The following is an 18739-nucleotide window of genomic DNA, read 5'->3' on the forward strand; positions in this document are numbered from 1 at the left end:
AACTCCGTTTTTTGGGAATTTATTAATAAACAATAAGATCATTGGGTAACAATAATGAAAAAACGTTTTCTCATACTTGCCTTATTTATGCTGACTTCTTCAGTCCATGGAGATGAAACGCAAGAAGTGCAAACGAATACTTCAGTGCCACCAGTCACAATAACTGAAGCAGCATCTGAAGTTATTTCTCAAGCAGAGCCAACAAATACACCATTGTCATCTGGTGATATAGCGCCTTCTGTGCGTCAAAAAACACTGAAATTTGCAAATACAGCCCCTAGCTATGGCGCTATTCATTTAACTGGGGTCAGCCCAGATGGCTATTTAGAATTTGGTGTACGGAGTGATGAATATGTTTCAAAAGCAACCCTAGATTTAGAATTTACGCCTTCACCATCGTTGCTTCCTGTCGAATCTCATCTTAATGTCTATTTAAACGATGAAATGATGGGTGTTATTACTCTAAAACCAGAAGATTTAGGTAAGAAAAATCAAACCACCCTACCGATTGATCCGCTTTTCATTCAAGATTTTAACCATATAAAACTCTCTTTTATTGGTCACTATCGTGAGATTTGTGAAAATCAAGCTAATACCACGCTTTGGCTTGACGTCAGTAAAAGTAGCCAATTAAATCTGACCTTCCAGTCGCTCCGTTTAAGTAATGAATTAGCTCATTTTCCTGAGCCATTCTTTGATAGCCGTGATTTCGGTTCAATAACTCTGCCGATGGTTTTCAGCCAATCACCTAACCTCACTCAACAAAAAGCGGCTGCAATACTCACCTCTTGGTTTGGTACTCAAGTCGATTGGCGTCAGCAAAATTATCCTGTGTTTTATGATGCATTACCAAATCAACACAGTATTGTTTTTGCGACCAATAAACAAAAACCTGAATTTTTAAAACAGCATGCTGATGTTAATGCTCCCACTATCGAAATGCTGACTCATCCAACAAATCCTTATATCAAATTGCTTCTGATTATGGGACGTGATGATAATGATTTGATCACTGCAGTAAATGGTATCGCTCGTGGGCAAGTTATTTTCAGAGGAAATGTTGTCACTATCAATGAAGTAGAAAAGCTTATCCCTCGCGAGCCTTACGATGCACCCAAATGGGTTCAATTAAATAAACCTATTTATTTTAATACGTTACAAGATTATGAAGGTCAATTGCAATCACGAGGATTAAAACCTAATCCTATTACGTTAAATATGACCTTACCTCCTGATCTCTTTATGTTTAATAATACGGGATTACAAATGCAATTGCGTTATCGCTATACCACGCCTGCATTTCAAGATAATTCACGTATGTCTATTTCAGTAAATGACCATTTCATTAAGTCCTATCCTCTCGAAAAAGATAAAAAAGACAATCTTGTTATTGCTTACTTACCACTTATTCAAGGCTGGATTGAGCATAAAAATTTATTAAATATCCCTGCAGTAAAATTAGGTGAACGTAACCAAATTACATTTGCATTTGATTACACTAATCCAATACCGGGAGGTTCAACTGAGCAATGTATTACTTATCAACCTGTTCCAAACGCTGTTGCTATTGATGATTTATCCAGTTTCAATTTTACAGGTGATTATCGACATTATATCGCTTTACCTGATTTACGTGTTTACAGCCATGCAGGTTTTCCATTTAGCCGTTATGCCGACCTTTCTGAAACACTCATTTTTGTCAATCAGCAACCGTCTCCGACTCAGTTATCAACTCTTTTGATCTCTACAGGGAATATTGGTGCTCAAACAGGCTACCCAGCGCTTAATGTTTCACTAACTGATTCATTAGAAGAGCTACAAAAAAAAGATGCGGACCTACTTCTCATAGGGACTATTCCACCCGCATTAAATAATGACAAACAGATGAATGTATTGATTGATAAGGCACGTAGTGAAATTACATTGCCTTCTCGTGAAATCAGCATATTTAGCCATACTAGCTATCAACCTACAGATAAACGTCCAGATAGTCGGATCTCCTTAACTTCTAAGGGCTCAATGGGAGCCATTATCGGATTCCAATCACCATTCTTTTCACAACGTAGCGTAGTCGCTCTATTAGCTGATAGTACACAAGGTTACAAGCTATTAAATGAAGCTATCAGCGATAGTGGTAAACGTGATGCAATGCATGGCTCCGTGGTATTAGTCAGAGAATCTGGTGTTAATAGCTTACGTGTTGGTGATACTTATTATGTAGGTTACTTACCTTGGTGGGAGGAAGTTTGGTATGTCTTTGCTTCTCATCCAGTCTGGCTTGGTTTAGCAGCAATCATTGGTATTATTCTTGTCTCTCTTCTTATTTGGCGAGCAATGAAAATAAGAAGCCAACGTCGTTTAGCGGCTAAGGACTAAGGCTATGTGGCATTTTGGTCACTCGCATCGACGATCTATTATTGCTCTTTTTGTGCTGACAGGCTTCTTGCCTGTCACACAAGCCAGTGAAGAAACAACTGAAGCCTTTTTGCAAGAGCAAGTGAGATTAGGGACATCTACAGGAAATAAAGCTTTAGTGGCTCAATCGCTACATCGTTTATCTTTAATAAAACCCAATGATCCTAATATATTATTAATGCAAATTCAGTTTGCTGTAAAACAGAAAGATAGTGCAAAAGCACAACTGTTATTTACTCAATTAGGCACTCAATTTCCACAATCAGAGCAATATCAGCGTGCAATAAAAACGTTATCATTAACAACAGATGAAAATCGGCAAAAACTACAAAGAGCTCAGCTTTATCGCACCGCTGGGCGTTATGATGATGCCTTAACTTTATACGATGAAATCTATCGGGGAATGCCACCTGATGAAACCTTAGCGCTAGAGTATATCCAAGTGCTAATGCAATCCTCACACGAGGATAAAATAGACCGACTTAATCATGTTTATCGGCAATACTCTCAAAATGCAAAAATAGCGGGTATTTATCAGCAACAAACAATAATGGCAACAACAAGTCGTATGGCAAGCATAAAGCCTAAATCTGATGTTTCGTCATTGCCTCTTGTTACATTGAAGCAAAAAGCACGCCAACAGCCTGATAATGCTGATATTGTAGGTGCCTTAGGCATCCGCTATTCTCGTGCTAATCAACGTGGTGCCGCAATTTATTATCTTTCTCAGGCGTTAAAATTAGCACCAAATCATGATAATAGTGGTCAATGGCAAACAATGTTGCAATCTAATCAATATTGGTATTTGGTTTCCAAAGCTGATGATGCCCTATTAATACAAGATTATGAAACAGCGGAGCGCTATTTCAATCAACTTAATAAATTAAGCCCTTATAAAAGTGAACCTTATCTTGGCTTAGGTGATATCGCTATTGCGCAACACCAATTAGAGGTAGCGGAAAAATATTATTTACAGGCATTAAAATATCAACCCAATCATCCCGCTACTTTACATAGTTTAGCGAAACTTTATCGCCAACAGTCCCATGAAAAAGCACAACAATTTATTTCCCAGTTAACGCCAAGACAATATAAAAATTTGGCAGAAGATTATAGCTATATCATTTCAGGTATCAGACAAGATTTAGCTGCTGATGATGAGCATAAAGAGCAATATCTAAGTGCCATTGAAAAACGTAAAGCAATCGCTAAAGATTATCCTAATGATGTTTGGAATATTTATCGTCTTGCTGATGATTTATTAATGACACAGCAAGCCACTGTAGCTGAAGAATATTTTAATCAATTAAATCGTCGTCTCCCTAATGATGCATCTCGCCTTTATGCTTATGCGCTATACCTGAACAAAACAGGCCGAGAAACACAGGCTCTTGATACGCTAAAAACAATTCCTTTATCTCAACGTAGTGAAAGTATGAAAGCGTTAGATAGCCGATTACGTTCTGGTGAAATATTTGCACATGCTGAATCTTTACGAGCAAAAGGACAAGAACAACAAGCCGTTGATTATCTTTTTGCTCATATTCCATCAGAGCAAAAAATTCAAACTTATTTACTATTAGCAAATTGGGCTGAAGAACGAAATAACCTTGAACAAGCCTTAAGTTATTATCATACCGCACTCAATTTAGAGCCCAACAATGAAATTGCATTGTTGGGCGCAACAGATATTGCCTTAGAGCAAGGAAAGAAAGCACAGGCAAAATATTATCTTGCTAAAATTGAAACCCTTTCACCAAACCAATTTAATAGTAATTCTCTTAGACGTGTTGCTAATGCAGAAAAAGAGGTGGGTAATACAGAAAAAGCACAACATTACTTTGCGTATTTAACTCAACAAATTGAGAAAGAGCCGGAGAGTGCTGACGCTTTAGTGTTACGCGATATTGCACGTTTTCAGCGTGATGGACAACACCGTCAGCAAGCCCACTATTATTATCAACAAGCCATGATCAAAGACGGAATAACAGATAGATTGCCCAACGATAATAGTGAATACACCACATTAATGCGTAATGACGAAAAAGATAATTGGTTATCTCGAAGCTTACGTGCCGATGCTGAATCACTCTATCGTCAGCAAGAATGGCGTTTTACACTAGAACATGATTATTGGGGCTCTAGTGGAAGTGAAGGTTATTCAAAATTACGTGCTCACACTACGATGTTACAACTTGATCATCCTGTTTATGATGGCCATTTTTTTTGGCGGGCAGATTTAGTCAATCTCAATAGTGGTAAACTTGGTACATCACCTTATGACTCTAAATTTGGAACTTGTTACCGTACAGGCTGTTCTCCTCTGGAACAAAAAGCCTTTGGTGTTAGCCCTGCAATTGGTTGGGAAAATGGACAATGGCAGTGGGATCTGGGTACAACACCATTAGGTTTTGAAGTGACAGACTGGGTTGGTAAAATTGCCTATAGTCATGATCTTTTTAATGTGGGTTGGACACTTGATATTCATCGTCGCCCGGTTAATAGCTCTTTACTTGCTTTTGGTGGACAACGAGATATTTGGACAAACCAAACGTGGGGAGGTGTAAGGAGAACAGGTATCCGTTTGAGTGGAAGTTATGATCTTGGCGGAAAAGACGGTTACTGGGGGGAAGTTTCTATTGATAAACTCACGGGTAAAAACGTTGAAGATAATAGTAGTATCCGAGGAATGGGCGGCTACTATTATAAAATTATCAATGAAAATAATCGTCGGGTTTCCGTAGGATTAAGTTCGATGCTTTGGCATTACGATAAAGATTTAAGTGGTTATACCTTAGGTCAAGGTGGTTATTATAGTCCTCAAAAATATGTTTCTTTAGGAATACCGATTAATTATCGTGAACGCACTGAAAACTGGTCTTGGGAATTATCAGGCTCAGTTTCTTGGTCTTACTCCCAAACTGATGACAGAAAACGCTACCCCTTACAAAATCTCGTCTCCGTCGATAAGTTTAATCGCTATATGAATGAACTTAGTCCTGAAGATCGAGAAGAAATGATGAAACTTTATTATCAAGAGCGTAATGCGGTTGATGAAGGTGACTCGGGTACTGGCATTGGCTATACCGCAAGAGCATTAGTTGAACATCGCATTACACCGCATTGGTTTATTGGCGCAGCTATCGATATTCAACAAGCTAAAAACTATACCCCTAGCCATGCATTAATGTATTTACGTTATTCATTTGATGGCTGGAACGGAGATTTAGATTTACCGCCAAATCCTCTGATCCCTTACGCTGACTTTAAATAATGTTCAACTCGTCAGACACAAACGGGAAGCCTAGAGCTTCCCGTTTAATATTTCTACAAATATAAGCAGATTACATTGCCATTACGGTGCTTTACGCAAAAAGCCGACTAATAACCAACCTGTAATCATGGCAAGAACAAATAAAATACCTTGATAAAATCCCGCCCCTGCTAATACCAAACCTGGGCCCGGGCAAATCCCAGCTAATCCCCAGCCAATACCAAATAACACACTCCCCAACACGAGAGGTTTATCAATAATCTTATTGGTTGGAATATTTAAAGGGCACGCTAATATACTTTGTTGTCTACGGCGTGTTAATTGGTAGCCAATAATGCTGACAACAAGACCTGCCCCCATGATTACCAATAAAGAAGGATCCCAGTTTCCTGTAATATCCAAAAACCCTAAGATTTTTTGTGGGTTACTCATTCCACCCACGATCAACCCTGCACTAAATAGAAGGCCACAAAGAAAAGCAACAAACTTTGTCATTTTATTATCCTCCCATTACATGCCGTTGAATATAAACAGTGATAAAAGCGGTCACCATAAACACTATCACAGCAACGATAGAACGACGCGATAATCGAGCTAATCCACAAATACCATGACCGCTAGTACAACCATTACCTAAACGTGTACCTGCTCCCACCAGCACACCTGCTATGATCAACATCCAAGGTGATGTTTCAATCACTGGCGCTAAAGGTTTATCAAAAAAATAAAACAGTGTAGGTGCTATTAACATGCCAATTAAGAATGCCCAACGCCAGCCATTCCCTTGCTGTTTTATTGATAAAATACCACCTAAAATTCCACTTATTCCTGCGATGCGGCCATTAAATAACAATAAAATAGCGGCAGCCGCACCTATCATTAGTCCACCTATTGCTGCACTTAAAGGCGTAAAGTGAACCCAATCTATATTCATAACTTAACCTGCTATAGGGCAATAAAGCTGATAAAGCGTATTAAGAAGCACTAATACTTTTTCATCAGCAATAGAATAAAAGATACGTTTCCCATCACGACGAGTATTCACTAATCCTTCATTGCGTAAAACAGTCAGTTGTTGAGAAAGTGTAGGTTGACGTATACCTAAACTTTCTTCTAATTCACTCACACTTTTTTCACCCTGACTTAATTGGCACAATAATAAAAGGCGATCGCCATTTCCTAGCGTCTTAAGCATGCTAGACGCTTCATTAGCCGCCGATTTCATTGCATCTAATAAATCAGGTTGAACTCGTTGTGTCATGGTAAACTCCATAATCAATATACTTTTTAATAATATGTTAATTTATATATTGTGCAAGTTTTCTTTTTATTGCGTGTTTGTATAAGGCGCTATATGCTCTGTAACATGAAAACGGTAAGAGTCCCCATCGCCTTAGTGCAAAGCGTTATGCGAACACTGCGTGAAAAATTGCAGCAGGCTAATCTTTATCTTAATACAAATTACCCAGAACCTACTCTACATTATAATCAGAGAGGGACTATTGCAGGCAGTGCCTATTATGCAAATTGGGAGATCCGTATTAATCCTACATTATTGATTGAAAATAAACAGAATTTTATTGAGGAAGTTATTCCCCATGAACTAGCGCACTTATTAGTTAATCGACATTTCGGTCGCGCAGCGCCTCATGGAAAAGAGTGGAAATGGATGATGGAAACAGTATTAGGCGTTTCAGCTAAACGTACCCATCATTTTGATGTTAGTACTGTTAAAGCCAAAACCTTTCGTTATGCTTGCCAATGTGAAGAAGAACATCAACTTACAATCCGCCGTCATAACAAGGTGTTACGTGGTGAAAATCAATATCGTTGCCGTCATTGTCAATCAATTTTGCAATTTATAGAACAATCGAAATTCTAGCCTAATTCACTAGGTAGCAGATCTCAGCCTTGCCTAAAATGCATTTAATTCGAATAAAATTTAGCAAAAAATAAAGCCGATATGTTAGTAAAATCACATCGGCTTTATCTTGAGAATAAATATGTGGGATTGTCTTAGGCAAACTCGCTCATCACATGAGATGCGATTTCAAAGTAAATAATAAGACCTGTACCATCAATTAACGTTGCGATAAACGGTGCTGACACAACAGCTGGATCAATACCTAAACGCTTTAATACCATTGGAATAACAGACGAAACAATTGCACTCCAAACGGTAATGGAAACAAGTGTTAATCCAACAACAATCATCACTTCCATTCCAACGCCTAAGAACCAAGCTCGTACAAAACCCGCGATCCCCATGGTTAACGCAACCATGATGGATGTTGTTATCTCTTTTCTTAAAACAGACCACACATTGCGTAAGCTAACTTCTCCTAACGCCATAGCACGAACAAGCGTTGAGGTAATTTGCGTTCCGCTATTTCCCCCAGTACCAATCAGTAATGGAATAAAGAATGCCAATGAAATGGCGGCTTCTAGTCTATCTTCAAAAGCATGTAATACCGTACTGGTATACGCTTCTGCCACAAACAGCATCAATAACCATACAACACGTTTACGCCATAATGTCACTGGACTGGTTTCTAAATAAGGCTGCTCTAATGGTGACGTTGCCCCTTGCATCTGTGCGTCAAGGGTATTTTCATCTTCAATCAATTCCGCAATATCTTGAGGACGTAACACACCCACTAATTTTCCAAAATGCATCACAGGTACACTGTCTAAACCGCTATGGCTAATCAATTGATATACATCATGTCGATTCTGCTCAGGTGATACAGAGAAAAAAGTTTGACGCATAACATCAGACACAAACAGATCATTTGCCGCGGTTAATAATGATTTAACAGGTAAAATCCCATTAAGATAATTATCTTTATCCACCACATATAAATAGGTTGGAATTAATTCATCTTTTAAATCATTAACCAATTGAGCTTTCACATTTTCAACAGAATCAGCGACAGAAACTGCAATATAAGACTGGCTCATATAAGCACTAACGGTTGCATCATCTTTTAAACGATTATATTGGTCTTGAGTTGAGTTGTTTTGCGGTGTGTTTAAGGATGCATCTGCAACTAATACAGCATCCATTTTGTTTTGAGTATTGAAAGTCATTTTTGTGGTTCCCTATTACTGTTTGTGTTTAGCAAATCAGTTCTCCATAGGGGCGAAACCAGAAGCGAGAATGCAAAAGCTATCTACACGTCTCGGTTTTAGCACTATACAACGTATCCGATGAATACTGGAAGTTACATGGGGATATACCTTCGGTCGATATATCCTGTCCTAATCTTGGGCGTCTCTCGACGTCGTCAGATCAGTAACCTGTGTTTGTATAGGAGCCTCGCCTAACGAGATACTGCCATTTTCTTGCGAATGCGGCGCGCATTATAACCACTCACATTATAATGGAAAGCACGATAACGATTTTGTTTAAGTTCTATTGAAAATGATGCCAAGAATATTCACCAGGCAATTAAATAACATAATTTCATTTTGAACTAATATATAAAAAGAAATAAACCTCTTCTACGAAAGTAAAAATCGCATAAATCAGAGGTAATTTGTTTATTAATTGATTATTTAAATGCTAATTTTTGCACTCTTATTTCTTCTGCTTGTGAAAATATCTCTTTTACCGTTTTACCATCTAATGATTGGCACATTTTACGGGTGATCATATCGCCATTCTTATGACGCCCTGCAATCACTAAATCATTAAAATTAATATCATTAAGGATCGCTAATTCTATTGCTTCGTCAAAACGTGCTTGCTCATCAAGGGGGAGAGAATTACGCATTTCAACAATTGACATACGTAATGACTCTACATTAGAGCCATCAAGGGTTTGTTGAGGTTTTTCACAGCCAGATAACATGACACTAAACAAACAAATAACTAACAATTTTTTCATATACCCCCCCTTACCCAATCAATAGTTTAAATAATAGCAGAATGTTTATAAGGAAACTTCACACTGATTAAAATATATTTTTATTAACTCCTCCATTTCAATACTTTTATTATTCTGAATAAATAAAAATGGAGTTTAATTTAAAATAAAGGGGGGTATTTTCCAGATTAATACCACATTTAATGGGAAGAATAGACATAAAAAACCCCGTTAATAAATTAACAGGGCAAAAAATAGAAAAATAGAAGGAAAGAGTTTAATCAAAAGAGATTATGCTAGCTCAACATCACCTTTTAAACGGCAACTACACGCTAACACATAACCTTGCGCAATCTCTTCAGGCGTTAATGTACTAGTGCTGGAAACATCATAATCACCACTAATAATTCGCGTTTTACAACTGCCACAAACTCCTGCACGACAAGCAGCAAAAACAGGCACTTTATTCTCTTCCATTGCCGTTAACAAAGTAACACCAACAGGAACTTTAATTTGCGATAATGGATGACGAATAGTCATGGTTAATTGTTCATTTTCATCAACGCAAACAGGTTCATCACCAAAACGTTCCATAAAGATATTCTCAGCTGGTACACCAAGATTTCTTGCAAAACGTCCTGTGTCTTCCATGTAACTATTTGGGCCACAACACATAACAGTGCGACTCGCAATATCAGGTACTAATGCAGCTAATTTTTCTTGAGAAATGCGACCACTAAATATCCCTTTATTATCAGGTAATTTAGGCATCATAATAAAATTGAGATTATAGGGATACGCATTGGCTAATTCGATCCACTCTTTCTCAAAGATAAACTGGCTTTGCTCACGAATATTAAAAATAACTGTAATATTCGCTTTAGGTTGAGTATTTAGCAACCAGCGTGTCATCGACATCACAGGGGTAACACCACACCCTGCGGCTAACATTAAATAACGAGCATCTTCTTTTCCTGCACAAGTAAATTCACCTTGGGCATCAGATAACCAAAGATAATCACCTGGTTTGACTTGTGATGTTAACCAACCTGAACCAATACCATTTTCTAAACGGCGAACAGTTAAAGTGACAAAAGGGCTTAATCCTGGAGAAGATGAAATGGTGTAAGCACGCATTGTTTCATCGCTATTATTGATACTAACCAATGCAAATTGACCTGGTTTGTATGAATAAAAGTCGTGATTAATTAAATTTAATGTCCACACTTCAGGGGTTTCCTGAACAATTGAGTGAACTTGCATACGATTAGGGCAAAGGGAACTTGGCATCGTCATGGATATTTATTCCTTACCGAAGCCCGTAGGCCTCGGCAATGATGATGAATTAAACGATTAAGCTGAAAGGATCTCTTTAAGATCTTGTTCTGGTGTAGTGATAGAGCGCATACCGAACTTCTCATTTAAGACTGCCAGCAGATTGTCTGTTAAGAACGCTGGTGCTGTAGGGCCGGTATAAATGTTTTTTACGCCTAATGAAAGCAGAGTTAATAAAATAACAATCGCTTTTTGCTCAAACCAAGACAAAATTAAGGACAGTGGTAAATCATTGACACCACAACCTAATTTTTCAGCTAGATTAACTGCTAGCATAATCGCAGAGTAAGCATCGTTACACTGACCCACATCAAGTAAGCGTGGTAACCCTTCTAAAGTACCAAAATCTAATTTATTAAAGCGGTATTTACCACACGCCAATGTCATAATTAAACAATCTTGCGGGATTTCTCTTGCTAGATCAGTGTAATAACTACGTTCACCACGGCTACCATCACAACCACCAACCAAGAAAACGTGACGTAATTTTTTCTGTGAAACTAAATCAATCACTGTATCAGCCGCATTTAATAGTGTTTCACGACCAAAACCAACCGTAATTAAATGCTCAATTTCACTATATGGGAACCCCTCTAATGATTGAGCTTGTTCAATCATTTCAGAGAAATCATCACCTGTGATGTGTTTTACACCCGGCCAGCCAACAATACTGCGAGTCCAAATACGATCACCGTAATTACCCACATTAGGATCAATAATACAGTTTGATGTCATTAGTACAGGGCCTGGGAATTTCGCAAATTCAATTTGCTGATTCTGCCAACCACTACCATAGTTACCCACTAAGTGTTTATATTTTTTAAGTTCTGGGTAACCATGAGCAGGTAACATTTCACCATGAGTATAAATGTTGATACCTTTACCTTCAGTTTGCTCAAGTAGCATTTGTAAATCTTTCAGGTCATGACCTGAAATTAATATTGCTTTACCTGCAACAGGACGCACATTAACCGCAACTGGCGTTGGGTTACCATAAGCTTGTGTTTCACCTTTATCCAAAATTGCCATAATGCGGAAGTTCATTTGACCAATACCCATCGCATTTTCTAACAATTCATTCATATCAGCAGGATCAGTTCCTAACCACGCCATATAGCGGTGATACTCTGCATAAATTTCATTATCGTATTGGCCTAAGACATGCGCATGTTCCATATAAGCAGCAGCACCTTTTAAGCCATATAAACACAGCATACGTAAGCCATGAAGATCATCACCAATCTGTGCTTTATCACCATTTAAGGCAAATAGCTGGGCTTGTTTTTGTAAACTGTCTAAATCATTTCCAGCTAATTGAATTTCAGCTCTTGGATTAGTGACCTGAATCGCTGCATTTTTTGCTAAGGTGCGAGACTTCAGACTTTCACGGAAATAGATAGCTTCTTTCGCATAGCCGACAATGCGATCAGAATCAAAGTTGACGTTAGTTAACGTAGAGAAAAAAGCGCGAGGCGCAAAGCTGTCTACATCATGATCAATAATATCAACACTACGTGCCGCTAATGCCCAGGCAGATAGTCCTTCTAATACAGCAACCAATAAATCTTGAAGATCTGAAGTTTCTGCTGTTTTACCACACATACCTTGCGCATAGGCACAACCATTACCTACAGGCGTTTTCATTGTTTGTTCACATTGCACACAATACATATCGTATTCCTTCTAATAAAAGATAACGCTTTATTTTTATAAGTTGCATTTTAGATGCAACATAAGAATACGCCATTTTTATCAGAGAGAAAGTGCAATATTGAATAATTTAAATGTTGTTTGATCTAACGCAATTTCTAGCAAATCTTTTAATATCTTTTTTTTTATCTTTTGATTTCACATAAATCTAAAGCCTGATTTTTTGAACAGATTGATTAATCGCATTACACCTTTGATAAGAAAATGAGAAAGAATATTGAAGAATAACTGATGGGGTATTTTTTGTTTAATCATATAAAGAGTGAGAGATGAAACGATTAAATTAATTCAATTTTGTTAAATCAGTAATATTCATTACTATTTTTTATAGTTAATATCACCTATTGCATCAATAGCTAATCAAATTATTTCATTTGATATATGTTATTAGCACGAGTATTACGAAATGAAATTATAAGTTTAAATGATGCTCACCCCTACATTGGAGATTAAAAATGATTAAACTAAATAATGTTCCATCAGAATTTCGTCCTCTAGAAAGCTATAAAATGCTAATTGGAGGAGAATGGGTAACTAGCACATCGCAAAAAACAACTAAAACCTATAGCCCTGCAACCGGTGAATTATTAAGTGAATACCAATCAGGAAGTGCCGAAGATGTCGATCGCGCCGTCACTGCCGCACGTAAGGCATTCAAAACATGGAGTAAAACATCTCCAGCAGAGCGCCAAGCCCTCTTATTAAAAATTGCAGATCGCTTAGAGCAAGAGCAAGAACGCTTTGCTTGGATCGAATCATTAGATAATGGTAAGCCACTCAATGAGTCGAAAAACATAGATTTACCTGCCTCTATTGACCATTTTCGATATTTTGCAGGCGTGATACGCTCTCATACCGATGAAAGTGCCGTCCTAGACGAAAATACCATTAGCCTTGTTATTCGTGAACCCATTGGCGTAGTTGGACAAATTATTCCATGGAACTTCCCATTATTAATGGCAGCATGGAAATTGGCGCCAGCAATTGCCGCGGGTGATACTGTCGTAATTAACCCAGCAACACTGACTTCCCTTTCATTATTAGAGCTAGGTCGTATTTTAAATGAAATATTACCAGCTGGTGTAATTAATATTGTTACGGGACGTGGATCTGTTGTAGGACAAGCTATTTTAGAGCACCAAGATATTGATAAACTGGCGTTTACAGGTTCTACCAATGTGGGTTATACAGTAGCAGAAGCCGCAGCGAAAAAAATGGTTCCAGCAACACTGGAATTAGGCGGAAAATCAGCCAATATTGTTTTCCCTGATGCAAATATGAAAAAAGCGGTCAAATATTCAGCATTGGCAATATTGATGAACCAAGGACAAGCTTGTGAATCAGGTTCACGTCTGTTCTTGCACAAAGATATTCATGACGACTTTTTGAAAGCATTAAAAACTGAATTTGAGAGTATTCGTGTCGGTGATCCCCTTGATCCTAATACACAAATGGGTACACAAGTTAGTCAAGATCAAATGGATACTATCTTAGGCTACGTTGAACTCGCAAAAAAAGAAGGTGCAACTGTTTTAACTGGTGGTGAACGTATTACGGGTGAAGGCTACGATGATGGATTCTTTGTTCGTCCTACTATCATCATTAACGCAACTAACCAAATGCGCGTTGCACGAGAAGAAATTTTTGGGCCTGTATTATGTGTTATTCCATTCGATAATGAAGATGAAGTGATCGAAATGGCAAATGATTCAGAATATGGACTTGGTGGTGGTGTTTGGACTCAAGATATTAACCGAGCCTTACGTGTTGCAAAAGCAGTAAGAACTGGTCGTATGTGGGTTAACACTTATCATGAACTCCCAGCTCACGCACCATTTGGGGGTTACAAGAAATCAGGTTTAGGACGTGAAACACATAAAATGATGTTAGATGCTTATAGCCAAGTGAAAAACATCTTCATCAGTATGAAAGAATAAGATTTTCTCTCTTTTCTAAATTCTTATAAATATAATATCTATACTCATCTCTTCGCCTTCTCCCCAGAAGGCTTTTTATTATCTATAATTTCTCACACTTTAAGTTATCACCATAAAAAAAACCGTATGCCAAATTCTAAGTGCATACGGTTTTTTGTTGTGTTTTTTAGCCAATAAGTAAGAACGAGTTACTCTGCTTCGGCTTCTTTTTTGCTCACTGAATGAGTTTCTTTATCTAACCCAATATTATCAGCGTTAACATCTTTTATATGATCTTTTGTTAAGCGATAAACAACTGGGCTCAATAAAGCTAATGCAATTAAGTTAGGAATAGCCATCATTGCATTGAGTGTATCGGCCAATAACCACACAAACTCTAATGATTGTGTTGCCCCTACCGGTAATGCAATCAGCCATGCAATACGAAATGGCATAATAGCTTTAGGTCCAAAAAGATATTGCACACATTTCTCACCATAAAAACTCCATCCTAAAATAGTAGTAAATGCAAAAATGGCTAACGCTATGGCCACAATATAGTTACCACCCGGAATAGCGATAGAGAATGATGCGGCAGTTAATGTCGCTCCACTTTGTCCTGTTAGCCATTGTCCTGTAATAACGATGGTTAATCCCGTAACAGAACAGACGATTATGGTATCAATAAATGTCCCCAACATCGCAATCAAACCTTGGCGAACAGGATTTTGTGTTTTAGCTGTTGCGTGTGCAATAGGTGCACTACCCAATCCTGCTTCGTTAGAGAAAACACCACGCGCTACACCAAAACGGATCGCTGCCCAAACGGCTGCACCAGCAAACCCACCTTGAGCAGCAACTGGAGTAAATGCTGATTTAACAATAAGGACAATAGCATCAGGAATGGCTGTCACATTTAGCGCTAAAACAACAATACCAGCACCAAAATAGCCAACAGTCATGATAGGAACTAATTTACCCGCGACATCGGCAATACGTTTGATCCCACCAATGAGTACCGCGCCAACTAAGACAACTAACACAATGGCGGTAATGGTAGTTGAAATACCAAAATTACTTTGTAATACATCTGCGACTGAGTTAGCTTGCACCGTATTACCAATACCGAAACCAGCAAAGCTACCAAAAATAGCAAAAACGGTACCTAACCAAACCCACTTTTTACCCAAACCATTCTTGATGTAATACATTGGGCCACCAACATAGTTCCCGTATTTATCAACTTCACGAAAACGCACCGCTAATACAGCTTCAGAATACTTTGTTGCCATCCCCACTAATGCCGTCATCCACATCCAAAACAAAGCACCGGGGCCACCTAATACAACTGCCGTTGCAACACCGGCGATATTACCTGTTCCGATAGTTGCTGAAAGTGCCGTCATCAATGCATTAAAGGGCGATATTTGTCCTTCGCCTCTTTTATCATTTTTTTCAAATAGAAGTTTAAATCCTGTACCTAATTTTCGGATAGGTAAGAAACCGAGCCGAAACTGCATAAAAAGACCAATTCCTAGAATACCGACAAGCATCGGCACTCCCCATACCACGCTATTTATAGCGCTTAATATATTTGTGATGAAATCCATAAATTACCCTTTCTCGTCCAAAATGTTATATAAATATGTATTTTTTGTTATCAATTACACTAAAGATGAAAAAGTGAAAATATGCTAGAAAAAAAAACGACTAACTCTAAAATTGATTACGTTATGTGAGAAATATCACTTCAATACAAAATTACGCTATCATTATGTTCATTGTTACAATACATAAATCAAAGTTATGCATAACCGTAAATCTATCCAAAATAGCCAAAATGAACGACGTTTTAATTTATTCAGAAAAGCTCAAGAAACCAACCTTGCGCCACTGAAAGTCCTGCTACTGTCTGCCATAGTCGGTTCGCTTGCTGGATTAGTGGGTGTTTTATTTGAAAAAAGTGTGAGTTGGGTTATAAACTTCAGACAAGAAGAACTCGTCAAAACCTTCACCAATCCTTATGTTCTGGTAATTATTACATTGTTATTTTCCTCTGTTTTAGCCATGCTCGGTTACTATTTAGTGAAAAAATTCTCACCTGAATCAGGAGGATCTGGTATCCCTGAGATTGAAGGGGCAATGATAGATATTCGCCCTGTTCGTTGGTGGCGAGTATTACCAGTAAAATTTATTGCCAGTATTGGAACATTAGGTTCAGGCATGGTATTAGGTCGTGAAGGCCCAACGGTTCAATTGGGTGCCAATATTGGTCAATTGGTTAATGATATTTCTCGCTTAAAAGATAAAGAATCACGTCACACATTATTAGCAACCGGCGCAGCTGCCGGATTAACAGCCGCTTTCAATGCACCTCTTGCGGGTATTTTATTTATTATTGAAGAGATGCGTCCTCAATTTAAATACAACCTTATTTCTATTAAAGCGGTTTTTATTGGAGTAATTATGTCATGCATTGTCTTTCGCCTATTTAATGGTGAAGGCGGTGTCATTCATATTGGTAAATTTTCATCAGCCCCACTCAACACACTTTGGTTATATTTAGTCTTAGGTATGTTATTCGGCGTTATTGGCGTTATATTCAGTAAATTGCTTTTTTATGTTCAAACTCAGTTCCAACATTTTTATCAAGATAAAACTTCACGTTTTGTTTTAACTGGCGGTATTATTGGTGGACTTTGTGGCCTATTGGCACTTATCATTCCTGAAATTACTGGCGGTGGATTTAGTATTATTCCAGCACTCAGTACCGGACAATATTCTCTTATTGCACTGTTACTTTTCTTTATTTTACGAACGATCACATCCATTATTAGTTTTGCATCTGGCGCTCCAGGTGGCATATTTGCCCCCACTCTCGCATTAGGCACTCTGTTTGGTAGTGCATTCGGATTAATAGCAACATTACTTTTCCCTGATTATCAAATTCAAATTGGTACTTTTGCCATTGCTGGTATGGGAGCTTTATTTGCGGCAACAGTAAGAGCACCACTAACTGGAATAGTTTTAGTCTTAGAAATGACAGATAATTATCAGCTTATCCTTCCAATGATAATCACCTGTTTAGGAGCGACAATGTTGGCACAGCTATTAGGTGGTCGCCCTATTTATACTGTTTTATTAGAACGCATCTTACAAAAGTCTGAAACAAAAGAACAAACAGACCAAGCTGATGACATTAAAAGTGATAAATCACCACAACAATAAAACAGACTTTAACAGATAAAAAAATACCCCAACTAAAAAATTGGGGTATTTTGAAATAAATGTTATGACCTGAATTATTTTTTACGCGCAATTAATGTCGCAAAATTCAAAGCAATACGATTACCATTAGCATCAGTTTTATGTAAATGACCAGGGTTTTCATTATATTTAATAATTTCCCAGTCTTTATAGTAATCCGCTAATTCGCCTTGGCGTAAAAAAGTCTTAAAAGGAATTTCAGCAGGATCACTATTCGCTGTTTCAACCGGACAAACAATCACATTAATACCATTACTATTAGTACATTCTTGCATATTTTTAATAATGCTTTCAATGCGTTCACGTTGGCAGAACATCAACACAACGGTTGAAATAATAATGTCATATTTTTCAGTCAGTGAAGCTTCATTTATATCGTATAAACCGCTTTTTACTGCAAAACCTGTTTTAGCTTTAACGGTTTCAATCGCATCAATATGAGAGGCATTAATATCTAATGCAGTGACATCATACCCTTGAGACGCTAAATAGAAGCTATTACGTCCACGCCCTGCACCTAAATCCAAAACCTTGCAAGGCTGAGTCAATGTTGCCATGTAACGCACTTCAGAATGCGGTAGTGATAAGTCATTTTCTTTAAAAAGTTTATCTTCTGGCGCACATAAAAATGAAAGCTGGCAACGTACATCATCGCTCGCTTTATCAATTTTATGCCATTGTTGAGGCTGAATGAGTGGAGGTTGATTTTCCGTATCACAATCCACCGAAATTTGCGAACCGTCATCATTAAATACAACAAATGTCATATTACCTTGCAGGACTCGCATTTGAGCATAAGTGCCTTCTTTTGTATTGTGGCGTTCTAATAACGCCAAAGGAATTGATGTTCGTGTCCACTCTGGCATTGTTTTATAACTAACAAGTTCCATAATTCAACCTCACTTAAGATGCATATTAAATACATCTTATGGTAATCATTATCGTTCGTAAAG

At 37.8% G+C, this 18739-nt stretch carries 14 protein-coding genes and 1 riboswitch; of the genes, 5 read left to right on the forward strand and 9 right to left on the reverse strand.

All coding sequences use genetic code 11. The features are described from left to right. Positions 1-54 precede the first annotated feature (54 nt). Positions 55-2376 carry a cellulose biosynthesis cyclic di-GMP-binding regulatory protein BcsB gene (gene bcsB, locus ABN256_RS07685; RefSeq protein ID WP_349439313.1) on the forward strand — a complete coding sequence of 774 codons (2322 nt, stop codon included), beginning with the start codon at positions 55-57 and terminating at the stop codon, positions 2374-2376. A 4-nt stretch (positions 2377-2380) separates the two neighbouring features. Next, on the forward strand, positions 2381-5689 hold the full coding sequence (gene bcsC, locus ABN256_RS07690; protein ID WP_340893530.1) for a cellulose synthase complex outer membrane protein BcsC: 3309 nt from the start codon (positions 2381-2383) through the stop codon (positions 5687-5689). Between the two features lie 81 nt (positions 5690-5770). On the opposite strand, the gene ABN256_RS07695 is transcribed toward bcsC, so the two are convergent. From ABN256_RS07695 to ABN256_RS07705, 3 genes are read right to left on the reverse strand one after another with little or no spacing between them, the layout of a single operon-like run. Beyond that, on the reverse strand, positions 5771-6184 hold the full coding sequence (locus ABN256_RS07695) for a DUF6691 family protein (protein ID WP_072069291.1): 414 nt from the start codon (positions 6182-6184) through the stop codon (positions 5771-5773). A 4-nt stretch (positions 6185-6188) separates the two neighbouring features. Then, a complete protein-coding gene (locus ABN256_RS07700) occupies positions 6189-6623 on the reverse strand; it encodes a YeeE/YedE family protein (RefSeq protein WP_072069292.1) in 435 nt (144 codons plus the stop codon). Positions 6624-6626: 3 nt separating this feature from the next. After that, the gene (locus ABN256_RS07705; protein WP_072069293.1) at positions 6627-6950 is read right to left on the reverse strand and encodes an ArsR/SmtB family transcription factor; all 324 of its coding nucleotides are present in this window, start codon (positions 6948-6950) and stop codon (positions 6627-6629) included. Positions 6951-7055: 105 nt separating this feature from the next. Between ABN256_RS07705 and ABN256_RS07710 the strand changes: the two genes are divergently transcribed. Then, a complete protein-coding gene (locus ABN256_RS07710) occupies positions 7056-7571 on the forward strand; it encodes a SprT family zinc-dependent metalloprotease (protein WP_141650204.1) in 516 nt (171 codons plus the stop codon). A 134-nt stretch (positions 7572-7705) separates the two neighbouring features. Here the strand turns inward: ABN256_RS07710 and mgtE are convergent, their stop codons facing one another. The 4 genes from mgtE to hcp form a co-directional block, all read right to left on the reverse strand. After that, positions 7706-8779 carry a magnesium transporter gene (mgtE, locus tag ABN256_RS07715; protein ID WP_196553986.1) on the reverse strand — a complete coding sequence of 358 codons (1074 nt, stop codon included), beginning with the start codon at positions 8777-8779 and terminating at the stop codon, positions 7706-7708. Between the two features lie 76 nt (positions 8780-8855). Then, positions 8856-9027, reverse strand: a riboswitch (M-box (ykoK) riboswitch). 216 nt (positions 9028-9243) lie between these two features. After that, positions 9244-9579 (reverse strand): DUF6694 family lipoprotein, encoded by a 336-nt coding sequence (locus tag ABN256_RS07720; protein ID WP_036935025.1) that lies wholly within the window; start codon positions 9577-9579, stop codon positions 9244-9246. A 270-nt stretch (positions 9580-9849) separates the two neighbouring features. Continuing rightward, positions 9850-10854 carry an NADH oxidoreductase gene (gene hcr, locus ABN256_RS07725; RefSeq protein ID WP_197268949.1) on the reverse strand — a complete coding sequence of 335 codons (1005 nt, stop codon included), beginning with the start codon at positions 10852-10854 and terminating at the stop codon, positions 9850-9852. Positions 10855-10911: 57 nt separating this feature from the next. Next, positions 10912-12564 carry a hydroxylamine reductase gene (hcp, locus tag ABN256_RS07730; RefSeq protein WP_340893534.1) on the reverse strand — a complete coding sequence of 551 codons (1653 nt, stop codon included), beginning with the start codon at positions 12562-12564 and terminating at the stop codon, positions 10912-10914. Positions 12565-13058: 494 nt separating this feature from the next. Here hcp and ABN256_RS07735 point away from each other — a divergent pair, with 494 nt between their 5' ends. Beyond that, the gene (locus ABN256_RS07735) at positions 13059-14540 is read left to right on the forward strand and encodes an aldehyde dehydrogenase family protein (RefSeq protein WP_109407495.1); all 1482 of its coding nucleotides are present in this window, start codon (positions 13059-13061) and stop codon (positions 14538-14540) included. 188 nt (positions 14541-14728) lie between these two features. Here the strand turns inward: ABN256_RS07735 and ABN256_RS07740 are convergent, their stop codons facing one another. Continuing rightward, a complete protein-coding gene (locus tag ABN256_RS07740; protein WP_197268947.1) occupies positions 14729-16129 on the reverse strand; it encodes an alanine/glycine:cation symporter family protein in 1401 nt (466 codons plus the stop codon). A 196-nt stretch (positions 16130-16325) separates the two neighbouring features. On the opposite strand from ABN256_RS07740, the gene clcA reads away from it, so the two are divergent. Further along, a complete protein-coding gene (gene clcA / locus ABN256_RS07745; RefSeq protein WP_197268946.1) occupies positions 16326-17747 on the forward strand; it encodes a H(+)/Cl(-) exchange transporter ClcA in 1422 nt (473 codons plus the stop codon). A 74-nt stretch (positions 17748-17821) separates the two neighbouring features. On the opposite strand, the gene tehB is transcribed toward clcA, so the two are convergent. Further along, on the reverse strand, positions 17822-18676 hold the full coding sequence (gene tehB / locus ABN256_RS07750) for an SAM-dependent methyltransferase TehB (RefSeq protein WP_197268945.1): 855 nt from the start codon (positions 18674-18676) through the stop codon (positions 17822-17824). Between the last annotated feature and the right edge of the window lie 63 nt (positions 18677-18739).

Source organism: Proteus sp. fly-1008, from assembly GCF_040140305.1.
Lineage (GTDB): Bacteria > Pseudomonadota > Gammaproteobacteria > Enterobacterales > Enterobacteriaceae > Proteus > Proteus vulgaris_B.